Here is a 17,909-nt window from a genome sequence, read left to right as displayed (position 1 = left end):
GTGATGTCAGTGGGCGCCGCCGGCCGAGGCGGGGCCGGCCTTCTTCAGGAAGAGGGTGGCGATCAGCGCGACGATCAGTGCCACGCCGAGCAGATAGAAGGTGTCGCTGAAGGCGAGGATATAGGCCTGCTTCTGCACGATATGGCCGATCGCAACATAGGCGCGATGCAACGCGTCCGCCCGATCGAGAATGCCGTGATTGACGAAGTATTGGGTGAGCTGTTCCAGCCGCGTCCGCGTCGCCTGCTCGAACAGCGAGACTGACTGCATCAGCACGTTGGAGTGATACTGCTCGCGCTTGGTCAGCAGGGTCTGCAACAGCGCGATGCCGACGGCGCCGCCGAGGTTGCGCATCATGTTGAACAGGCCGGAGGCCGAGCCCGCGTTCTCCGGTTCGATGCCTGAGGTCGCCACCGCAGACAGCGGCGCCATTACCAGCGCCTGGCCGATCGCACGAACCACATTGGGCCAGAGCAATTGATCGGCGGCATAGTTGCCGGTCATGTAGATGTTCATGAAGTTGGAGGCCGCGAACAGGACGAAGCCGACGCCGATGATGAGCCGCGCATCGAGCTTCTGCATCAACCGCGGGACCAGCGGGATCAGCACCAGCTGCGGCAGGCCGGTCCAAGCCAGCACCATGCCGATCTGCTCGGCATTGTAGCCCTGGATGCGGGCCAGATATTGCGGCAGGATGAACACCGAGCCGTAGAGCGCGATTCCCAGCAGGAAATTCGCGAGCATGCCGAAGCCGAAATTGCGGCGGACCAGCAGACGCAGGTTCAGGAGCGGCTTCTTCACGGTGAGCTCGATGATCAGGAAGGCGCTCAGCGCCACGGCCGCGATGACGGACAGCTTGACGATGAAGGGCGAGCCGAACCAGTCGTCTTTGTTGCCTTCCTCGAGCACGGTCTGCAGCGCCGACAATCCGATCGCCATGGTGATGATGCCGGCCCAGTCGCCGTCGCGCAGCAACGACAGCTTCATGGGCTTTGCATCGAGCGCGTACCAGAGCATGCCGACCATGATCGTGCCGGGGACAACGTTGACATAGAAGATGTACTGCCAGCCAAAATTCTCGGTGAGATAGCCGCCGATGGTCGGGCCGATCGCGGGCGCGAACGTCGCCGACAGCGCGAACAGCGCAAGGCCCACGGGTTGCTTGGCGCGCGGCAGCAATGTGATGATGAGTGTGAACGCCATCGGAATCAGCACGCCGCCGGTAAACCCTTGCACCGCCCGCAGCACGATCATCTGCGGCAGGTCTTGCGCCAACGCACAGGCGGCTGACAGGACCAGGAACAGGACCGCATTGGTGAGGAGATAGATGCGGATCGAGAACACCTGCGCCAGCCAGCCGGACAGCGGGATCACCACGATCTCCGCGATCAGATAGGAGGTCGAGATCCAGCCGCCGTCATCAATGCCGGCGCCGATCGCGCCCTGGATATCGGCGAGTGAGGCATTGACGATCTGGATGTTCAGCACCGCCATGAAGGCGCCGAGCGTCGCGCCGATCACGGCGATCCAGGTCTTGGTCGAGACGGCGGGCGTTGCGGGGGCCGCGACGGGAGCGGGGATATCGGCCGTGGTATTAACGGTCGGTTGGAGCGTGCTCATGGAAGCCTCGTCTCGGTTACGGAGACAGGATGGATCAGGCAGTTCGTTTCGATAATCGACCAAGTTTGGGAAGGATCATCCGGTAGGACTTGATAGTCCCGCCGGACCTTTCCGGCTTCAACCGCCGTTCGGACGGGCCGCGTTGTCGGCGAGATGCTTCGCCGTCTCACGCTCGGCCAGCACGGTCTGCTTGGTGTCGACGGTCGGCACCGCGGACATGCCGGGGCGCAGCAGGCCGGTCAGGCTGTGGTCGTCGAGCACGATCTTCACCGGCACCCGTTGCACGATCTTGGTGAAATTGCCGGTGGCGTTGTCGGGCGGCAGCAATGCGAATTCAAGGCCGCTCGCCGGCGACAGGCTGTCGACATGGCCGCGCAGGGTCTGGTTGCGGAAACTGTCGACGTGCAGCTCGACCGGCTGGCCGGCGCGGACATGTGTGAGCTGCGTCTCCTTGAAATTCGCCACGACATAGACCGCATCGAGCGGCACCACCGCCATCAATTGCGTGCCGGCCTGCACGAACTGTCCCACGCGCAGTGAGCGGGCGCCGACCGTTCCGTCGACCGGCGCGGTAATCTCGGTGTAGGAGAGATTGAGCGTCGCCTGCTCCGCGACCGCACGCGCATGTTCGAGCTGGGCAGTAGCCTGCGCGCGCTGGGTCGTGAGCACGTCGACCTTGCGTTGCGCGGCCACGAGGCCCGACCTGGCATGTTGCAGTTGCGCGTTGCTGGCGCGCAACGCGGCGTCAGTCTGTTGCGCGCGCTGAATCGTGCCGGAGCCCGACTTCATCAGGTCGTCGTAGCGGGCGCGCTCCTCCTGCGCAAATTTCAGATTCGCGTCCGCAGCAGCGACATCGGCTGTGCTCTGCTCGATGATCGGCTGCTGGAGTTCGAGCTGGGCGTCGAGGTTCCGCACTGCCGCTTCCGCCGCAGCGACATCGGCGCGGGCCTGATTGAGCGCCGCCTTGAAGTCGCGGTCGTCGATCTTCGCCAGCAGCTGGCCCGCTTTGACCTTTTCGTTGTCGCTGACCAGCACCTTGGCGATGTAGCCCGAGACCTTTGGCGCGATGATCGTGGAGTCGGCCTTCACATAGGCGTCGTCGGTTGTCTCGAGATAACGGCCGTTGACCCAGTAGTCGTGTCCGTAATGGACAACCGCAGCCGTGCCCGCAAGGAACGCGAGCGCCAGCGCCGCCCGCCGGACCGTATTCCGGGCGGGACCACGCACCGGCGCCGTCGGGGTAGCTTGCGGTATTTCAGTCGCTTGCTGAAAGTTTTTGGTGCGGGGCATCTCGGACATGGCAGTCTCCTTCGGCTGACCCAGACTATCGGTCTTCCTCGTCCGATCGATAATCAGCGAAATGCCGAAAGGATTATCCGCTGACAGTGGATAGTCCCGGGATCTCGCCTTGGCCCGTATGATCTATCGAGCCGGAGGTACGACTGCCCCAGAGCGATTGCCGCGCCTGTCGAGGGATTGCGGCTAACGCATCCGCGCTGCCGCAGGAGCGGTTTGATGGATAATCGGACGGAATTCCTTGCGATTATCTCTCAAGAGCGGATAATCAGTCGGCATGGACCGATTGACCAGTCTCGAAGTCTTCAGCCGGGTGGTCGAGACCGGCGGCTTCTCTGCAGCAGCTCGCAAGCTCAACATGTCGACCACCGTGGTGAGCAATCACGTCCAGGCGCTGGAAGACCGGCTCGGCGTGAGGCTGCTTCAGCGCACCACGCGCAAGGTCAGCCTCACCGACATCGGCAAGGCCTATTACGACCGCTGCATCCAGATACTCGCCGAAATCAAACAGGCCGACGATATCGCGAGCGAATTGCAGTCGGTGCCCCGCGGCACGCTACGGATCCACGTCGCCACGCACATGGTGCCGTTCGTTGCGCCCGTGGTGGCGAAGCTCCTGTCGACCTATCCGGAGCTCAAGATCGATCTGCGGATGGGCGAGGCCGAAATCGACCTCATCGAAGAAGGCTATGACGTTGCTCTGCGCATGACCGCGCCGCCGGATTCGAGCCTGATCGTTCGCAGCCTCGCAACCTGGCGGCACGTGCTGTGCTGCTCGCACGACTACCTCGAAAGGCACGGTCGCGTGCAGAAGCTCGATGAGCTCACCGCGCACAATTGCGCCCGTCACTTGAATTATCCGTTCGGCGAAGATTGGCGCTTCTTCGATCGCAAGGGCACGCCGGCATCGGTGCGCATCTCCGGCAGCTTTATCACCAACAGCGGTGAGGCCTTGCGAAAGGTGGCGCTGGAAGGCGCTGCCGTCTGCCTGATGGCCGGTTTTCTCGTCCAGGGCGATCTCGAAGCCGGTCATCTCGTTCGCCTTCTGCCCGAATATCGTCCCGTCGAGATGTCGATGAACGCGGTCTATCCGCACCGGCATCATCTGTCGGCGAAGGTCAGGACCTTTATCGACATGCTCGTGCATCACAGCGCAGAGCAGCAGAAGCTGATCAATCCCTATTCATGAGCGGGGTGGCGCCGGCAGCCGTCCGAACACTTTTTCAAGCGCCATGCCGAGCGCAAGCAGGCGGCGGTCGCTGCCTGCAGGGCCATCCAGCTCGAGTCCGATCGGAAGTTTGCTGACCGCGCCGAGCGCAATCGGGATCTGGATGCCGGGAATGCCGGCATTGCTGCCGGGATCGGTGTTCTGGATGAACAACCCGAAATTCTCGAGGCTGCTGGAATCCGGATTGGAGGCAATGGCGACGCGCGGGGTGGTCGGGAAGGCGATGGCATCGAGCCGGTTGTCGGCGAAAGTCCTGCTGTAAAGCACCTGGAGCGCGGGGCGTGCACTATTGATCGCGGCGTCATAGATCGGCTTGGCGTCAACCAGCGCGCCATCGGGGGCAGGCAGTTTGCGCGGGATCACCAGGCCATCATAGGTGCCCTTGACGTCGGCGCTGGAGATGTCCCTTGCCAGCGCCTCGATGCTGAGGCCCGTGCCGGTGTGGTCGAGATAGGCGACCAGATCGTCATAGGCTTCGTACAGCGCGACCGGAAAGCTGACCTGGCCATTGAACTCGGCCAGTTGCGGCATTTCGATCTCGACCATCGTGACACCCTGCGCTTTCATCTTCGCCACTGCTGCCTGGAAAGCGGCGTCGGTGTCAGCGTCGAGATTTGTCAGCATCGACCTCACGATGCCGATTCGCATCTGCTTCAGATCGGCCGCCTGAACGGCTTTGCCACCTGCTATGACGCGGTCGAGGAGTTCGACATCCGCCGCGGTCGCCGCCATCGGGCCCGCGGTGTCGCGGGTGTGCGAGATCGGCGCGATGCCAGCTTGCGGATAGCGTCCGACCGTCGGACGCAGCGAGGCACATCCATTCAGTGCGGCGGGGACCCTGACCGATCCGCCAGTGTCGGTGCCGAGCCCGCCCGCGACGATCCGCGCGCCGATCGCGACGCCCGTTCCTGAGGAGGAGCCGCCCGCGATCAGGGTGCGGTCATAGGCGTTGCGCACGCCGAACTCCGCGCCGGTCTTGAATGCGGTGTTGTAGCCGGAGATGCCGAAGGCGAGCTCGTGCATGCTGGTCTTGCCGATGATGACCGCGCCCGCCGCGCGCAATTTTGCGACCACCGGCGCGTCGGCCCTCGGAACGTAATGCTTCAGCGCCGGCGTTCCTGCGCTGCAGGGGAGCCCCGTGACCTCGATATTGTCCTTGATCACGATGGGAACACCGCCGAGCGGCTTGTCCTTGTTGTCGTTCGCGTCGAATGCGGCCGCAGCCTTCAGAGCGCCGGCCTCGTCCAGGGTGACGAAGGCATTCAGATCGGCATTGGCCTTGGCGCGGGCGAGAGCTTCCGTCGTGAGCGCGGTGCTCGTGACTTTTCCGGCGCGGAGGTCGGCCACAGCCTGGGTCAGGGTCAACTGGTCGAAATCCATGAGGCGTCACCCGGTTGCAGGTGCGCCATCAGGGCGCCCCTCGGCTCCAGAGGCTGAAGCCTCGTCGGCGCTCCGTCAACCGTAGGCGCGCATCCTTGCAGGTGATGGCGCATCGAGCTCGGCGAACAGCCGTTCAACCTCGGCCTTCACCTTCCCGATCGCGGCGTCCTTAACCGGCCCGTAGCCCCGGATATCCATCGGCGCTTTTGCAATGGCGACCAGGCTTGGCAGATGCGCCGCGTCGAGTCCGCCGAGCAGCCGTTTGATGACGCCATCGTACCAGGTGATGAGTTCCCGCTCGGCGCGCCGCTCCGCCGTGTAGCCGAACGGATCGAACGGCGTCCCGCGCAATCCCTTCACCCGCGCCAGCATGGCGAGCGGCATTTGGATCCACTGTCCGAAGGCGTGCTTGCGCGGACGTCCGCGGGCATCGCGCTTCGACGGCAGGAACGGCGGGGCAAGGTGATATTGGATGCTGAATTCGCCTTCGAATTCGCCTTTCAACTCGTCGAGGAAGCCGGTCTGCATGTGCAGGCGCGCCACCTCGTACTCATCCTTGTAGGCCATCAGCTTGAACAGGGCGTGCGCGACCGCCTCGGTCAATGCCTCGCTAATCAGGCTGGCTTCGGCATGGCGAACACTTGCAACGCGCTCTCGATAGCGCGCTGCGTAGGCATCGTTCTGATAAGCCGTGAGGAAGTCGGCGCGGCGGTCGATCAGCTGGTCGAGCGTCTCGGCCTTCGGCGCTTCGTCCACCTTCGGCAAGAAGTCGGGATCGGCGGCTGCAATCCGGCCCCAGGCGAAAGCCTGCTTGTTGCTTTCGACCCCGACGCCGTTGAGCTCGATCGCGCGCAACAGCGCCGACAGCGAGACCGGCAGCAGCCCGCGCTGCCAGGCAAAGCCCAGCATGACGATATTGGCATAGACGGCATCGCCGAGCAGGCGCTCGGCCAGCGCATTGGCGTTGATGGTGTCGAGATTGCCGTCGCCGATCACCTGGCCGATCGCACGCAGGCGGGCGGGTGAGGCGAGATCGGCGTCACGGAAGCGGACGACGTCGCCGGTCGGCATCTCCGCGGTGTTGACCGCGGCGCGCATACCTTTTCGATAGGTGCCGGACGCCTTCGGCGAGGAGCTGACGACGAGGTCGCAGCCGATCAGCGCATCGGCCGCGCCCTGGTCGATACGGACCTGGTGCAATGCGTCGGGAGATGCGGCCAACCGGATGTAGCTCAGCACCGGCCCGAATTTCTGCGCAAAGCCGGTAAAATCCAGCACCGAGACACCGTTTCCTTCGAGGTGGGCCGCCATGCCGATCAGCGCGCCGACCGTGATCACGCCGGTGCCGCCGACGCCGGTGACGAGCAGATCATAGGGACGGTCGAGCGTTGCGGGCGCGGGCAGGGGAAGCGTGGCCGCGTGGCCGACCGCGTCGATCCGGCTCGCGCCCTTCTTCCGGCGCCCCGCGCCCTCGACGGTGACGAAGCTCGGGCAGAACCCGTTGAGGCAGGAAAAGTCCTTGTTGCAGGATGAGAGGTTGATCCGGCGCTTCCGGCCGAACGGCGTCTCCTTGGGCTCGACGCTGAGGCAGTTGGATTCGACCGAGCAGTCGCCGCAGCCTTCGCAGACGAGATCGTTGATATAGGCGAAGCGTTTGGGATCGATCATCTGTCCACGCTTGCGGCGACGCCGTTTCTCTGTCGCGCAGGTCTGCTGATAGATCAGCACCGAGACGCCGGGAATATCGCGCAGCTCGCGCTGCACGCTGTCCATCTTCTCGCGCGGATGGAGGGACACGCCGACCGGAAGATCGCCTGGCGGAAATTGCGCCGGATCGTCCGACACCAGCGCGATGCGCGCAACGCCCTCGGCGCGGACGCTGTGCGCGATAGCGTGGACGCTGATTGGGCCGTCGACGGGTTGGCCGCCGGTCATCGCCACGGCATCGTTGAACAGGATCTTGTAGGTGATGTTGGCCTTGGCGGCGATCGCCTGCCGGATCGCCATCGAACCCGAATGATAATAGGTGCCTTCGCCCAGATTCTGGAACACGTGCTTGTTGCCGGTGAAGCGTGACGAGGCGGCCCAATTCACGCCTTCGCCTCCCATCTGGATCAGGGACGATGTCTCGCGGTCCATCCAGCTGGCCATGAAATGACAGCCGATGCCGGCCAGCGCCTTCGAACCCTCGGGCACTTTCGTCGATGTATTGTGCGGGCAGCCCGAGCAGAAATAGGGCGTACGCGTCGCACCGCTGACGTTGATCGTGCGCGAGGCCTCAGGCATCAAGCCGGCTGCGCGTGCGGCGAGATTGAGGCCTGGGAACATCGGATCGAGACGGCGTGCGAGCACCCCAGCGAGCGCACGCGGTGACAATTCGCCGATCCAGGAGATCAGCCGCGCCCCTTGCTCGTCATGCTTACCGACCATGCGCTCGGGTTTTTCGCCCGGATAATCGTAAAAATATTCCTTGAACTGGCTTTCGATGATGCCGCGCTTCTCCTCGACGACAAGGATCTCGCGCTTGCCCCTCACGAACGCCATCGCGTCATGCAGCGCCAGCGGCCAGACCATGCCGACCTTGTAGATGTCGATGCCGATGCTGCGGCAGTCCGCTTCGTCGAGACCCATCAGCCGCAGCGCTTCCATCAGATCGAGATGGGCCTTGCCCGTGGTGACGATGCCGTAGGTGGCGTCCGGGATGTCGTAGATGTGACGATCGATCGGATTAGCCTTTGCGAAGGCGTAGACCGCGTGCTTCTTCGCCTCCAGCCGCTCCTCGATCTGCGGGCCGGGCAGATCGGGCCAGCGATAGTGCAGGCCGCCGGGTGGCGGCGTGAAGTCTGGCGGGTGGAAGGCCCGCGGTGGGCGCAGCGCGACGGACGCGCCGGATTCCACGATCTCAGAGATCGCCTTGAAGCCGACCCACATGCCGGTGAAGCGGCTCAGCGCGTAGCCATATTCACCGAATTCGAGATATTCGCTGACGCTTGCGGGGTGGAGCGTCGGCATGAACCAGCTCATGAAGGCGACGTCGGACTGGTGCGGCATCGAGGACGAGACGCAGCCATGGTCGTCGCCGGCGACCACCAGAACGCCGCCATGCGGTGAGGAGCCGTAGGCGTTGCCGTGTTTCAGCGCATCGCCGGAGCGATCGACGCCGGGGCCCTTGCCGTACCAGAGACCGAACACGCCATCGACCTCGCGGTCGGCTTGCGTCTCGACCTGTTGTGAGCCGAGCACGGCGGTCGCGGCAAGATCTTCGTTCACTGCGGGGAGGAATTCGATGCGGTCCCGCTTCAGTCGCTCGTGGATGCGCCACAGCTCGAGGTCGATCCCGCCGAGTGGCGAGCCGCGATAGCCTGAGATGAAGCCCGCCGTGTTCAGCCCCGCGGCACGGTCGCGCCGCACCTGGTCGAGCGCGATGCGGACGATGGCCTGCGTGCCGGTGAGGAAGACGCGGCCCCGTTCGCGATCGTAGCGGTCGGAAAGCTCGTAAGGATCGAGAGACGAAATGGCGTCCATGCGGACCTCCCCACGGCATCCTTGCCGGATGGGAGAAGAGTAAGCCTGGGCAACTGGTAGGTCTTACCTTTCTTTCCGAATAGCGTACCTATTATGGTAGAGTTATCCAAAACAATCTACGGGAAGGTAGATTAATCCATTTTGGTGGTTTCCATGATCGAAGACCAGGACGCGCGGATTCTCGCCTATCTTCAGAAGGACGGCCGCGCCACCAACCAGCAGCTCGCCGACGCAGTCGGCATGTCGACTTCGGCATGCTGGCGCCGGGTGCGCGCGCTGGAGGAGAGCGGTGCCATCCGGGGCTATGCGGCCCTGGTCGCGCGCGAGCAGGCCGGCTTTGCGATGTCCGCGATCCTCCACGTCTCGCTGGAACGGCACGACGCAAAATTCGTCGACGAGTTCGTCGCGCGGGTGACCACGCGGCGTGAGGTGCTGGAGTGCTTTGCGACCACGGGCGATGCCGATTACCATTTGCGTGTCGTCGTGCAGGATATGGCGGCGTACAACAGATTCCTCGACGACTTCATGTTCCGCATTCCCGGCATCCGCTATGTCAGAAGCAACGTGGTGCTGAAGGAGATCAAGACGGGCGTCGCGCTGCCGTTTTGAGCTTGTGCTGAGGAGGCCGCGTAGCGGCCGTCTCGAAGCGCGACGCCACAACCGGGCGCCTTCATCCTTCGAGACGCTTGCTTCGCAAGCTCCTCAGGATGAGGATCACCGCTCCTCCCGCACGAACCTGTTCCGCAGCGTGCCGATGCCGGTGATGTCGATCTCCACGACGTCGCCGTGCTTGATATCAGGCGAGGCACCATCCGTGCCCATCCAGATCACATCGCCCGGCCATAGCGTAAAATACTTGGTCAGCTCGACTAGGAACGGCACCACGCCAAAGATCATGTCGTTGGTGTGGAAGCGGTTGGTCTCCTTGCCGTTGACCCGGACGATCGTTTCCATCTTGTCGAGGTCGGCCTCGGTCTCGATCCACGGGCCCATCGGCTTGAACGTGTCGGCGTTCTTCGAGCGCCACAAGCTGCGGTCGGCCTTCTGCCAGCTTCGTTCGCTGACGTCGTTGCCGATGGTGTAGCCGAACACGCAATCCATCGCATTCTGCTTGGTGAGATGCTTGACCTTCTTGCCGATGACCACGACGATCTCGCCTTCGTAGTGGATCTTGTCCGTCGCAAAGGACGGGATCACCACATCCTCGTCGTGTGCGATCAGCGCATTCTGGGCGCGATAGCCGATCTCGGGTCTGTCCGGCACCGCTGGCACTTCGCCGCGCTTGTCGGCGGCCTCCTTCAGGTGCTTCAGATAGTTCAAGCCGACGCAGTAGAAAGTGCGCGGAATCAACGGCAGCTCGATTTTAACGTCGCCAAGCGGATGGGTCTGCGAGGTGCGTTGCCATTCGCCGAAGGGATCGCCATCGATGGCGGTGACCTGGTCACCCTCGACGATTCCCCAAGACGTCTTGTCCCCGGCGGTGAATTTCAGCCAGCGCATGCCGTGTCTCCGTTGTTATTCCGCGGCATCGCGCGGCTGCACTTTCCAGTCGCCGGCTGCCGGGCGCTTGAGCCCGAGATTTTCCCGCAGCGTCTTGCCGCGATACTCCTTCTGGAACAATCCGCGCCGCTGCAATTCCGGGACGATATGTTGCACGAAATCGGCATAGGAGCCGGGCACATAGGTCGCGGCGATGACAAAACCGTCGCAGCCGCGCTCGACGAACATTTCTTCGAGCTTGTCCGCGATCTCCTTGGGACCGCCGACCATCGCATCCTGGACCTGACCGCGGCCAGAGAAGGTGACGAAGTCGCGCGCGCTCGGATTGCTTTTGCCGGAGTTCTTGAGCACGCCGTCGCGGATGCCCAGAATGCCCTGCATGCTCTTCAACTCCTCAGTCGTCAGCGGCTCGTCGAGATCCTTGGAGGCGAAGTCGTAGTTGAGCGCTTCGGCCAGCAGCGACAGCGCATCGATCTGCAGCGGCAGCTTGTTGATCAACGCCATCTTGTCTTCGGCCTCGGCTTTGGTCGCGGCGCAGACTGGTGTCGTCAGGTTGCAGAGGAACATCGCCTCCGGATCCCGACCGGCTTTCGCGGCCTCGTTACGCACCGCCGCATAGCCTTCCTTGGCGGCGGCGAGGTTGCGCGCGGCGGTGAAGATCACCTCACCCCATCGTCCTGCAAAGCGCTGGCCGCGGCCGGACGCGCCGGCCTGGATGATCACGGGATGGCCCTGGTCGGAGCGGGGCACCGTGAAGGGACCGCGGGACTTGTAGAATGGGCCCTTGTGATCGAGCCGCTTCACCTTGGCCGGATCGGCAAAGCGGCCGCTCTTTTTGTCCATGATGAGTGCGCTGTCTTCCCAGGTATCCCAATGGCCGAGCACGACCTCCATGAATTCGTCGGCGCGGTCGTAGCGGGAATCATGTTCGGGATGGGAGTCGCGCCCCATGTTGTGTGCTTCGCCGTCGTTGAGCGAGGTGACGACGTTCCACCCGGCGCGTCCGCCGGACATCAGGTCGAGCGTTGCGAAGCGACGGGCGATATCGAAAGGTTCGAAATAAGTCGTCGAGCCGGTCGCCCCCAACCCGAGCTTCTCCGTAGCCATGCCCATCGTGGTCAGCACGATCAGCGGATCCATCTTCACGCAGCGGATGCCATATTCGACGGTGTGGGCGTGATCGTTGCCGTAGCGGTCCGGCATCGCCAGCCGGTCGTCGAAGAAGGCCATGTGGAACTTGCCGGCTTCGAGGATTTTGGCGATCTCCTGATAGTAGTCTGCCGACATCGAATCGTCGCGCGAGTCCGGATGGCGCCACGAACTCGGCAAATTCGTGCAGTTCTGGGCCTGAAGGAAGCCGACCAGTACCATCTGCCGCGTCATGCTGCTGTTCTCCGAATTGCGTCAGGCCGAAATCCGTCAGGCCAGGTCGAGGACCGTGTCGAGCCTGTACTCGCGCGCCAGCGCGCGCAGTTTTTCCCAGGTCGCATCCTCGATCTCGATGCCGTCGCGCAGGCGCTGCTGCTCACGCAAGCCCTCGATCTCACCGGGATAGAACACGCCCTTGCTGCCCTCGGAGGGCGGGGTCGATTTGAGATAGTGTGCGAACTCGGCGACCTCGCGCTTGAAATCCTGCAGCGGGCGAAACGCGGCGACGTTGAACACGGCCATGAAGCAGCCGTCATTGTGCCGGCCCGTGGGCTCGACGCCGAAACCGAGGCCGGTGAGCAGGCCGCACAGGACCTCGACCATTGCGGCGAGGCCGCTGCCCTTGTAGCTCTCGGTGCCGCCGAGCGGCAGCAGCGCGCCGCCCTTGCGATACTGGGTTGGATCGGTAGTGTGCCGTCCCTCGGCATCGATGATCCACCCCGGCGGGATTTCCTCGCCGCGGGCGACCGCGAGCTGGATCTTGCCGGCCGCGACCGCAGAGGTCGCCATGTCCAGGTAGAACGGCGCATCGAGGTCGGACGGCACCGCGATCGAGATCGGATTGGTGCCGAGCCGTGCCTCCTTGCCGCCGAATGGCGCCACATGCTTCGGCGAACGGCCGGAATCCGCCGTTGCGATCCCGATCATGCCTTCGCGCATTGCCATCAGCGGATAGGCGGCGAGGCGGCCGACATGGCTTTGCCGGAACACGGTGCAGGCGGCGACATTCGCCGTCTTCGCTTTCTCGATCGTCAGCGCCATCGCCTTGGCGTTGACGTGGAAGCCAAAACCCCACTGGCCGTCGATCACGGTCGTCGTCGGCGATTCCTGCACGATGGTCCATCTGGCGCCGGGCACGATGTGGCCGGCCTTGATCCGGTCAACATAGGTGGGAATGGCGATCACGCCGTGGGAATCGTGGCCGGCGAGATTGGCGTTGACGCAGCCGTTTGCGACCGCGTCGGCCTCTTCCTCGGAAGCCCCGGCAACCCGAAGCAGCGCTGCGCTGATGCGCGTGAGGCGGTCGGCATGGACGATCGGCATGGCGCTCCCCCGGCATGGTGCCCTTAACAGGCTGCTTGTTGGGAGCCATGGTCTCAAAGCGCGGCTACGATATCAATCTCCTGTAAACCAATACAGGGCTGCAAATTCGCAGCGAGCAGGGCCGTCGGGCGAAGATTCGTCCCGCGCGGTGGCATTTTCGACAGATTGGCGCAGGTCGTTCGCAGCTCGTTCACTTTGATCGACGGTTTGCAGCGCGCAATAACGACCACTTAGGCGATCGCCGGTCATAACGTCATCCGGGAAAAAAAGGCAGAAATGCCCGGGAGCTGAGATCGTGCCGACGACACTCGCGCGCACCTTTGCGGCGTTGAGCGCCATCAACGAAGCGATCCTCTACGCGAAATCGCCGGATGAGCTGTACCAGAAGGTCTGCGACGCCGGGTTTGCGAGTGGAGACTTCATGGCCGTGGCCGTGTTCCTTGTGGAGCCGGATGGCCATAAGCTTCGCTTTGCCGCTGGTCGCGGCGATGACGTGGCGCGGCTGAGCGCGATCGAGATCACCACGCAGGCTGGCACGCCGGAAGGCTTGGGCGTGGGCGGCGAGGCGTTCCGCAGCCAGAAGCTCTGCATCAGCAACGATTTCCTGAACGATCCGCGTTCGCTGGCATGGCGCAACGGCGCGGTGGCGGCGGGTGTCGGCGCGGCCGCGGCGCTACCCCTGGTCTGCATGGGACGCAGTATTGGGGTGTTGTATGTTACGCGGTCCGGCGCCGGCTCGCTCGACGAGGCGATGGTCTCGTTGTTCGAGCGGATGTCGGCCAATATCTCTCACGCGCTGGAGAGCTTCGCGACCGAGGGAGCCCGCCTGGATGGCGAGCGGGCAGTGCGGCGGCTCAACCGCATGTTCGGCGCGCTCAGTGCGACGAACGAAGCAATTCTGCAAGCCAGCACTGAGCTGGACTTGTACCAGCGGGTCTGCGACGCCGCTGTTTATAGCGGCAAATCGCATGCCACTTTCGTTCTGCTGCACGAGCCGGATTCCGAATGGCTGACGCCGGTGGCAGCGACCGGACAGAATCTGGATCTGATCAGACAGTCGCGCTACTCGATTGATCCGGAGAGTCCCTACGGCAAGGGCATCTCCGGCGAGGTGTTCCGGACCCAGCAAGCGATCGTCGAGGACGACCTCGTCAATCGCACCAAGGGGACCACCTGGGAGCAGGCCAACGTCAATGCCGGCGCCGTCGCCTGCGTGGCTGCTCCCTTGATCAAGCGTGGCACCAGCATCGGCGTGCTGTTTTTCTTCGTGAGCAAAGCCTGGGCGAAAGACGAAGGCATCGTCGCATTGTTGCTGCGCATGACCGAAAACGTGTGCTTTGCGCTCGAGAACTTCGACCGCGACAAGGAGAAGGCCCAGATCGCCTTGGAGGAGGATCGGCTGGCGCGTATGTACGCAGCGCTAAGCGCGACGAACGAAGCCATTCTGCGGGCAAGGTCGCGCAGCGAACTGTTGGATCTGGTTTGCGAAGCCACGGTGCACGGCGCCAAGTTCGCCTCGACCTCCATTGCATTGCTTGACCGCGATGCGGGACTGCTTCGTGTTGTTGCGTCCTTCGGACCGAACGCCGAGGAAGTGCGTTCCTTCAGGCTGTCGGTCAGCGACAAGGAGCCGGAAGGACGAGGGCTGACCGGCACCGCGTTCCGGACGCGGCGGCCCTGTATCAGCAACGACGTCCTGGCAGACGCCCGCCTCAAGCCTTGGCACGCCAGCGCGCGTCGCAATGGCATTAGGTCCTCAACCGCGATGCCGCTATTCAACGGCGACAGCGTCGAAGGCGTATTCCTGTTCAATTCGCCCGAGTGCGGCACTTTCACGGACGAATTCGTCGAGCTATTGCGCAAGCTCCAGGCCAATGTCGCCTTCGCGTTGGAGAACTTCGACCGTGCCGACGAGAAGGCGAAGGCCGACAGGCAGCGTGACAGGTTGAGCGGCATGTTCGAGGCGCTGAGCGCGACGAACGAGGCCATCATGCGCGCCAAGACGCGCGAGGAGCTGTTCGAAGGGGCGTGCCAGGCAGCCGTGCTCGGCGGCGTATTCGCCTCGGCGACAATCGGCATTATGGACGACCAGCGTGAACTCGTTCGCGTGGTTGCCGTGAAGGGGCGCCTCCAGGAGCGGATGGTGGGACGCACCTGCTTTGTTTCCGCCGACCATCCTGAGGGTCGCGGAATCATAGGGATGTCGCTGCGGACCCGCGGGCCCAGCGTCATCAACGACTATCTCCACGACCTCCGAGCGGCGCATTGGCACTCTAAGGCGATCGAAGATGGAACGCGAGCGGCTGCCAGCTTCCCGCTGCTGCGCGCCGGCCAGGAGCCGATCGGCATTCTGCTTTTCCTCGCGCCGGAAGAGAATACGTTCACACCCGATATGGTCGAGTTGCTCGGGCGCCTCGCCGAGAACGTGTCATTTGCACTCGATAATTTCGATCGCGCCGAGGAAAAGGCCCGCAACGAGGCGCGGACGGAACGTTTGGCTCGCATGTTCGCGGCGCTGAGCGCGACCAACGAGGCGATCATGCGGGCGAAGTCGCGCGCCGAACTGTTCGACCTCGTCTGTCTCGCCGCATCGAACGGCGCCAAGTTCACCTCGACCACCATTGCGCTGGCGAGGGTCGATAGCGATCAGCTGGAGATCGTGTCGAGCGCCGGACCGTCGTCTGACACCACGCGCAATGTCCGCCTATCAATCGACCCCGAGCGCCCCGAGGGGCGCGGAATGAGCGGCACGGCGTTCCGCACTCGCCAGCCCTGCATCAGCAACGACTATCTCAATGACGATCGCGTTCGCGCCTTTCATTCCATTGTCCGCAACGACGGCGCGCGGTCGGGCGCGGCTTTTCCCCTCGTCGCACACGATCGGGCCGTCGGCGTCATGATCTACATGTCGACCGAGCCCGGCACCTTCACGGCCGAGTTCGTCGAGCTGTTGCAGCGCCTCGCCGACAACGTCTCCTTCGCGATGGAGAATTTCGACCGGGCCGACGAGAAAAACCAGGCCGACGAGCGAATCGAATACCTCGCTTCGCACGACAGCCTGACCGACCTGCCGAACCGCGAGACCTTCAACGGGTTGCTGCATGAGGCGATCGACGAGGCGCAGCGCCACGATCAGCGCTTTGCGGTGCTGTTCATCGACCTCGATCGTTTCAAGGTCATCAATGATTCGCTGGGCCACGAGGCCGGCGATCTGCTCCTGCTCGAAGTGGCCAACCGGCTGCGTGGTGCGCTGCGCGCAACCGACGTCGTGGCGCGGCTCGGCGGCGACGAGTTCGTGGTGATCCTCGATCAATGCGGCGAGATCGATGACGTCCAGCGCATCGCGACCGGGCTGTTGACGGCGCTTGCGGAGCCCATGGAGCTAGCGGGGCACGAGTGCCACACCACGGCCTCGATCGGTATCGCGATGTATCCGACCAACGGCTCCGACGTGCAGACGCTGACCAAGAACGCCGACATGGCGATGTATCTCGCCAAGGAAGACGGCAAGAACGGCTATCGCTTCTTCTCCAAGGAAGTGAAGACGCAGTCGATCGAGCGGCTGTCGTTGGAGAGTGCGCTGCGCCGGGCGCTGGAGCGGAATCAGTTCACTTTGAACTACCAGCCCAAGGTGGACATGGAGACCGGCCAGATCACGGGCGTGGAAGCCCTGCTGCGCTGGACGCACCCCGATCTGGGCAGCATCTCGCCGGCGCAGTTCATTCCGCTCGCGGAGGAGACCGGATTGATCGTGCCGATCGGCCGCTGGGTGGTAAAGGAGGCCTGCGCGCAGGCCATGGCCTGGCAGCGCCGCGGCCTGTTGCCGGTGTCGATGGCGGTCAACCTGTCACCGCGGCAGTTTGTCGACGAGCATCTGTTGCAGGACGTCGACGAGGCGCTGGCCGCCAGCGGCATGTCGCCCGTGCTGCTCCAGTTGGAGGTCACTGAGAGCATGATGATGCGCAACGTCGGGCGTGCGCTCAAGGTGCTCGACGCGATCCAGAGCCGCGGCATCCGCCTTGCCATCGACGACTTCGGCACCGGCTATTCGTCGATGTCGCTGATGAAGCATTTTCCGATCGACACCATCAAGATCGACCGCTCCTTCGTGCGCGATTTGCCACAGGATCTGGAAGACCAGGCGATCGCGCAGGCGATCATCAGCATGGGCAAGGCGCTCGGCATGACCGTGGTGGCGGAAGGCGTCGAGAATGCCGAACAGGAGGCATTCCTGCGCGCCCATGGCTGCGACGAGATGCAGGGCTTCCTGATCTCCAAGCCGCTGCCGGCGCGGCAGATGGCCGAGCTGCTGCAGCCCATGGAGCTGCCCTACGCGCCGCCGCTCCAGCCGGAGCCGGACCATGCCGCCACCGCGGCCGCGGCGCTACGGTTGAAAAGCGCTGTCGTCTGACGGCTGCGGGTGCAGCTCGCGGGCGTCGTCTTCCTTGATTTCCGCCTTGCGCGGAAAATCATCCGGCCAGGTCGGCGAGGTTTGCTTGGCGAACAGGGCGAGCAGGGCGTGCGCGCCTTCGGCAAAGCTCGAGTCGTGGCTCAGACCGAGTTCAGAACACCACGCGTGTGGCATCGGCTCGTGCGCGTCGAGCACCGCCATTGCCGGACCCCACCACCAGGCCGGCGCTGGCGATCGTTCGCCCTCCGGTATGGCCTGCCAGAGGACGAGCTCGTCCATCATGCGCTCGAATTGCAGGTTTGCGGCCTGATGCATTCGTTCCGTGCTCCCTTGGGTCGCGCCTGAAAGCAGGCCGATGCGCGGACTCGATCGTGGCCTTCGCTGTGAAAAGCTGGCTCGCGCTATTGGCTGAGCCGATTGTGCCGCTTGTGTCGGCGGCCATACAAAACACGCGGCGGCCGGGAAAGTTGCCGACAC

12 protein-coding genes are annotated in these 17,909 nt (G+C 63.7%); 3 read left to right on the top strand and 9 right to left on the bottom strand.

The genetic code is table 11. The annotated features are described in order from the left end of the window. Positions 1–6 precede the first annotated feature (6 nt). Positions 7–1,620 (bottom strand): MDR family MFS transporter, encoded by a 1,614-nt coding sequence (locus AC0L3B_RS06130; RefSeq protein ID WP_204512426.1) that lies wholly within the window; start codon positions 1,618–1,620, stop codon positions 7–9. 117 nt (positions 1,621–1,737) lie between these two features. Continuing rightward, on the bottom strand, positions 1,738–2,919 hold the full coding sequence (locus tag AC0L3B_RS06125) for an HlyD family secretion protein (protein WP_247299327.1): 1,182 nt from the start codon (positions 2,917–2,919) through the stop codon (positions 1,738–1,740). A gap of 274 nt (positions 2,920–3,193) precedes the next feature. On the opposite strand from AC0L3B_RS06125, the gene AC0L3B_RS06120 reads away from it, so the two are divergent. Next, positions 3,194–4,105 (top strand): LysR family transcriptional regulator, encoded by a 912-nt coding sequence (locus AC0L3B_RS06120; protein ID WP_473380162.1) that lies wholly within the window; start codon positions 3,194–3,196, stop codon positions 4,103–4,105. On the opposite strand, the gene iaaH is transcribed toward AC0L3B_RS06120, so the two are convergent. After that, the gene (gene iaaH / locus AC0L3B_RS06115; RefSeq protein WP_204512423.1) at positions 4,100–5,524 is read right to left on the bottom strand and encodes an indoleacetamide hydrolase; all 1,425 of its coding nucleotides are present in this window, start codon (positions 5,522–5,524) and stop codon (positions 4,100–4,102) included. The two genes, AC0L3B_RS06120 and iaaH, sit on opposite strands and share 6 nt — an antisense overlap. 75 nt (positions 5,525–5,599) lie before the next feature. Continuing rightward, positions 5,600–9,049 (bottom strand): indolepyruvate ferredoxin oxidoreductase family protein, encoded by a 3,450-nt coding sequence (locus tag AC0L3B_RS06110; protein ID WP_473380161.1) that lies wholly within the window; start codon positions 9,047–9,049, stop codon positions 5,600–5,602. Positions 9,050–9,202: 153 nt separating this feature from the next. On the opposite strand from AC0L3B_RS06110, the gene AC0L3B_RS06105 reads away from it, so the two are divergent. After that, the gene (locus AC0L3B_RS06105) at positions 9,203–9,658 is read left to right on the top strand and encodes an Lrp/AsnC family transcriptional regulator (protein ID WP_018453391.1); all 456 of its coding nucleotides are present in this window, start codon (positions 9,203–9,205) and stop codon (positions 9,656–9,658) included. A gap of 105 nt (positions 9,659–9,763) precedes the next feature. Here AC0L3B_RS06105 and AC0L3B_RS06100 read toward each other — a convergent pair whose 3' ends face one another. From AC0L3B_RS06100 to AC0L3B_RS06085, 4 genes are all read right to left on the bottom strand, one after another. Next, positions 9,764–10,549, bottom strand: a complete 786-nt coding sequence (locus AC0L3B_RS06100) for a fumarylacetoacetate hydrolase family protein (protein WP_473380160.1) — start codon at positions 10,547–10,549, stop codon at positions 9,764–9,766. Between the two features lie 15 nt (positions 10,550–10,564). After that, positions 10,565–11,932, bottom strand: coding sequence for an LLM class flavin-dependent oxidoreductase (locus AC0L3B_RS06095; protein WP_473380159.1), 1,368 nt, complete (start codon positions 11,930–11,932; stop codon positions 10,565–10,567). Between the two features lie 36 nt (positions 11,933–11,968). Continuing rightward, entirely contained in the window at positions 11,969–13,021 is a 1,053-nt protein-coding gene (locus tag AC0L3B_RS06090) for an Ldh family oxidoreductase (RefSeq protein WP_473380158.1), read from the bottom strand. A gap of 72 nt (positions 13,022–13,093) precedes the next feature. Beyond that, positions 13,094–13,270, bottom strand: coding sequence for a hypothetical protein (locus AC0L3B_RS06085; RefSeq protein WP_158091731.1), 177 nt, complete (start codon positions 13,268–13,270; stop codon positions 13,094–13,096). A 46-nt stretch (positions 13,271–13,316) separates the two neighbouring features. Here AC0L3B_RS06085 and AC0L3B_RS06080 point away from each other — a divergent pair, with 46 nt between their 5' ends. After that, positions 13,317–17,432, top strand: coding sequence for a bifunctional diguanylate cyclase/phosphodiesterase (locus AC0L3B_RS06080; RefSeq protein ID WP_473380157.1), 4,116 nt, complete (start codon positions 13,317–13,319; stop codon positions 17,430–17,432). On the opposite strand, the gene AC0L3B_RS06075 is transcribed toward AC0L3B_RS06080, so the two are convergent. Further along, on the bottom strand, positions 17,406–17,747 hold the full coding sequence (locus AC0L3B_RS06075; RefSeq protein WP_085350135.1) for a hypothetical protein: 342 nt from the start codon (positions 17,745–17,747) through the stop codon (positions 17,406–17,408). The genes AC0L3B_RS06080 and AC0L3B_RS06075 overlap by 27 nt on opposite strands. Positions 17,748–17,909 lie beyond the last annotated feature (162 nt).

Source organism: Bradyrhizobium sp. Kon56 (assembly GCF_055807635.1).
This window is presented reverse-complemented; position numbering and strand designations above follow the sequence as displayed.

Excerpts from the sequence above, each read along its gene's own strand:
- AC0L3B_RS06075 (WP_085350135.1), bottom strand. The coding sequence starts at position 17,747 with ATGCATCAGGCCGCAAACCTGCAATTCGAGCGCATGATGGACGAGCTC.
- AC0L3B_RS06095 (WP_473380159.1), bottom strand. The coding sequence starts at position 11,932 with ATGACGCGGCAGATGGTACTGGTCGGCTTCCTTCAGGCCCAGAACTGC.
- AC0L3B_RS06090 (WP_473380158.1), bottom strand. The coding sequence starts at position 13,021 with ATGCCGATCGTCCATGCCGACCGCCTCACGCGCATCAGCGCAGCGCTG.
- AC0L3B_RS06110 (WP_473380161.1), bottom strand. The coding sequence starts at position 9,049 with ATGGACGCCATTTCGTCTCTCGATCCTTACGAGCTTTCCGACCGCTAC.
- AC0L3B_RS06085 (WP_158091731.1), bottom strand. The coding sequence starts at position 13,270 with ATGACCGGCGATCGCCTAAGTGGTCGTTATTGCGCGCTGCAAACCGTC.
- AC0L3B_RS06125 (WP_247299327.1), bottom strand. The coding sequence starts at position 2,919 with ATGTCCGAGATGCCCCGCACCAAAAACTTTCAGCAAGCGACTGAAATA.
- AC0L3B_RS06105 (WP_018453391.1), top strand. The coding sequence starts at position 9,203 with ATGATCGAAGACCAGGACGCGCGGATTCTCGCCTATCTTCAGAAGGAC.
- AC0L3B_RS06130 (WP_204512426.1), bottom strand. The coding sequence starts at position 1,620 with ATGAGCACGCTCCAACCGACCGTTAATACCACGGCCGATATCCCCGCT.
- AC0L3B_RS06120 (WP_473380162.1), top strand. The coding sequence starts at position 3,194 with ATGGACCGATTGACCAGTCTCGAAGTCTTCAGCCGGGTGGTCGAGACC.
- iaaH (WP_204512423.1), bottom strand. The coding sequence starts at position 5,524 with ATGGATTTCGACCAGTTGACCCTGACCCAGGCTGTGGCCGACCTCCGC.
- AC0L3B_RS06100 (WP_473380160.1), bottom strand. The coding sequence starts at position 10,549 with ATGCGCTGGCTGAAATTCACCGCCGGGGACAAGACGTCTTGGGGAATC.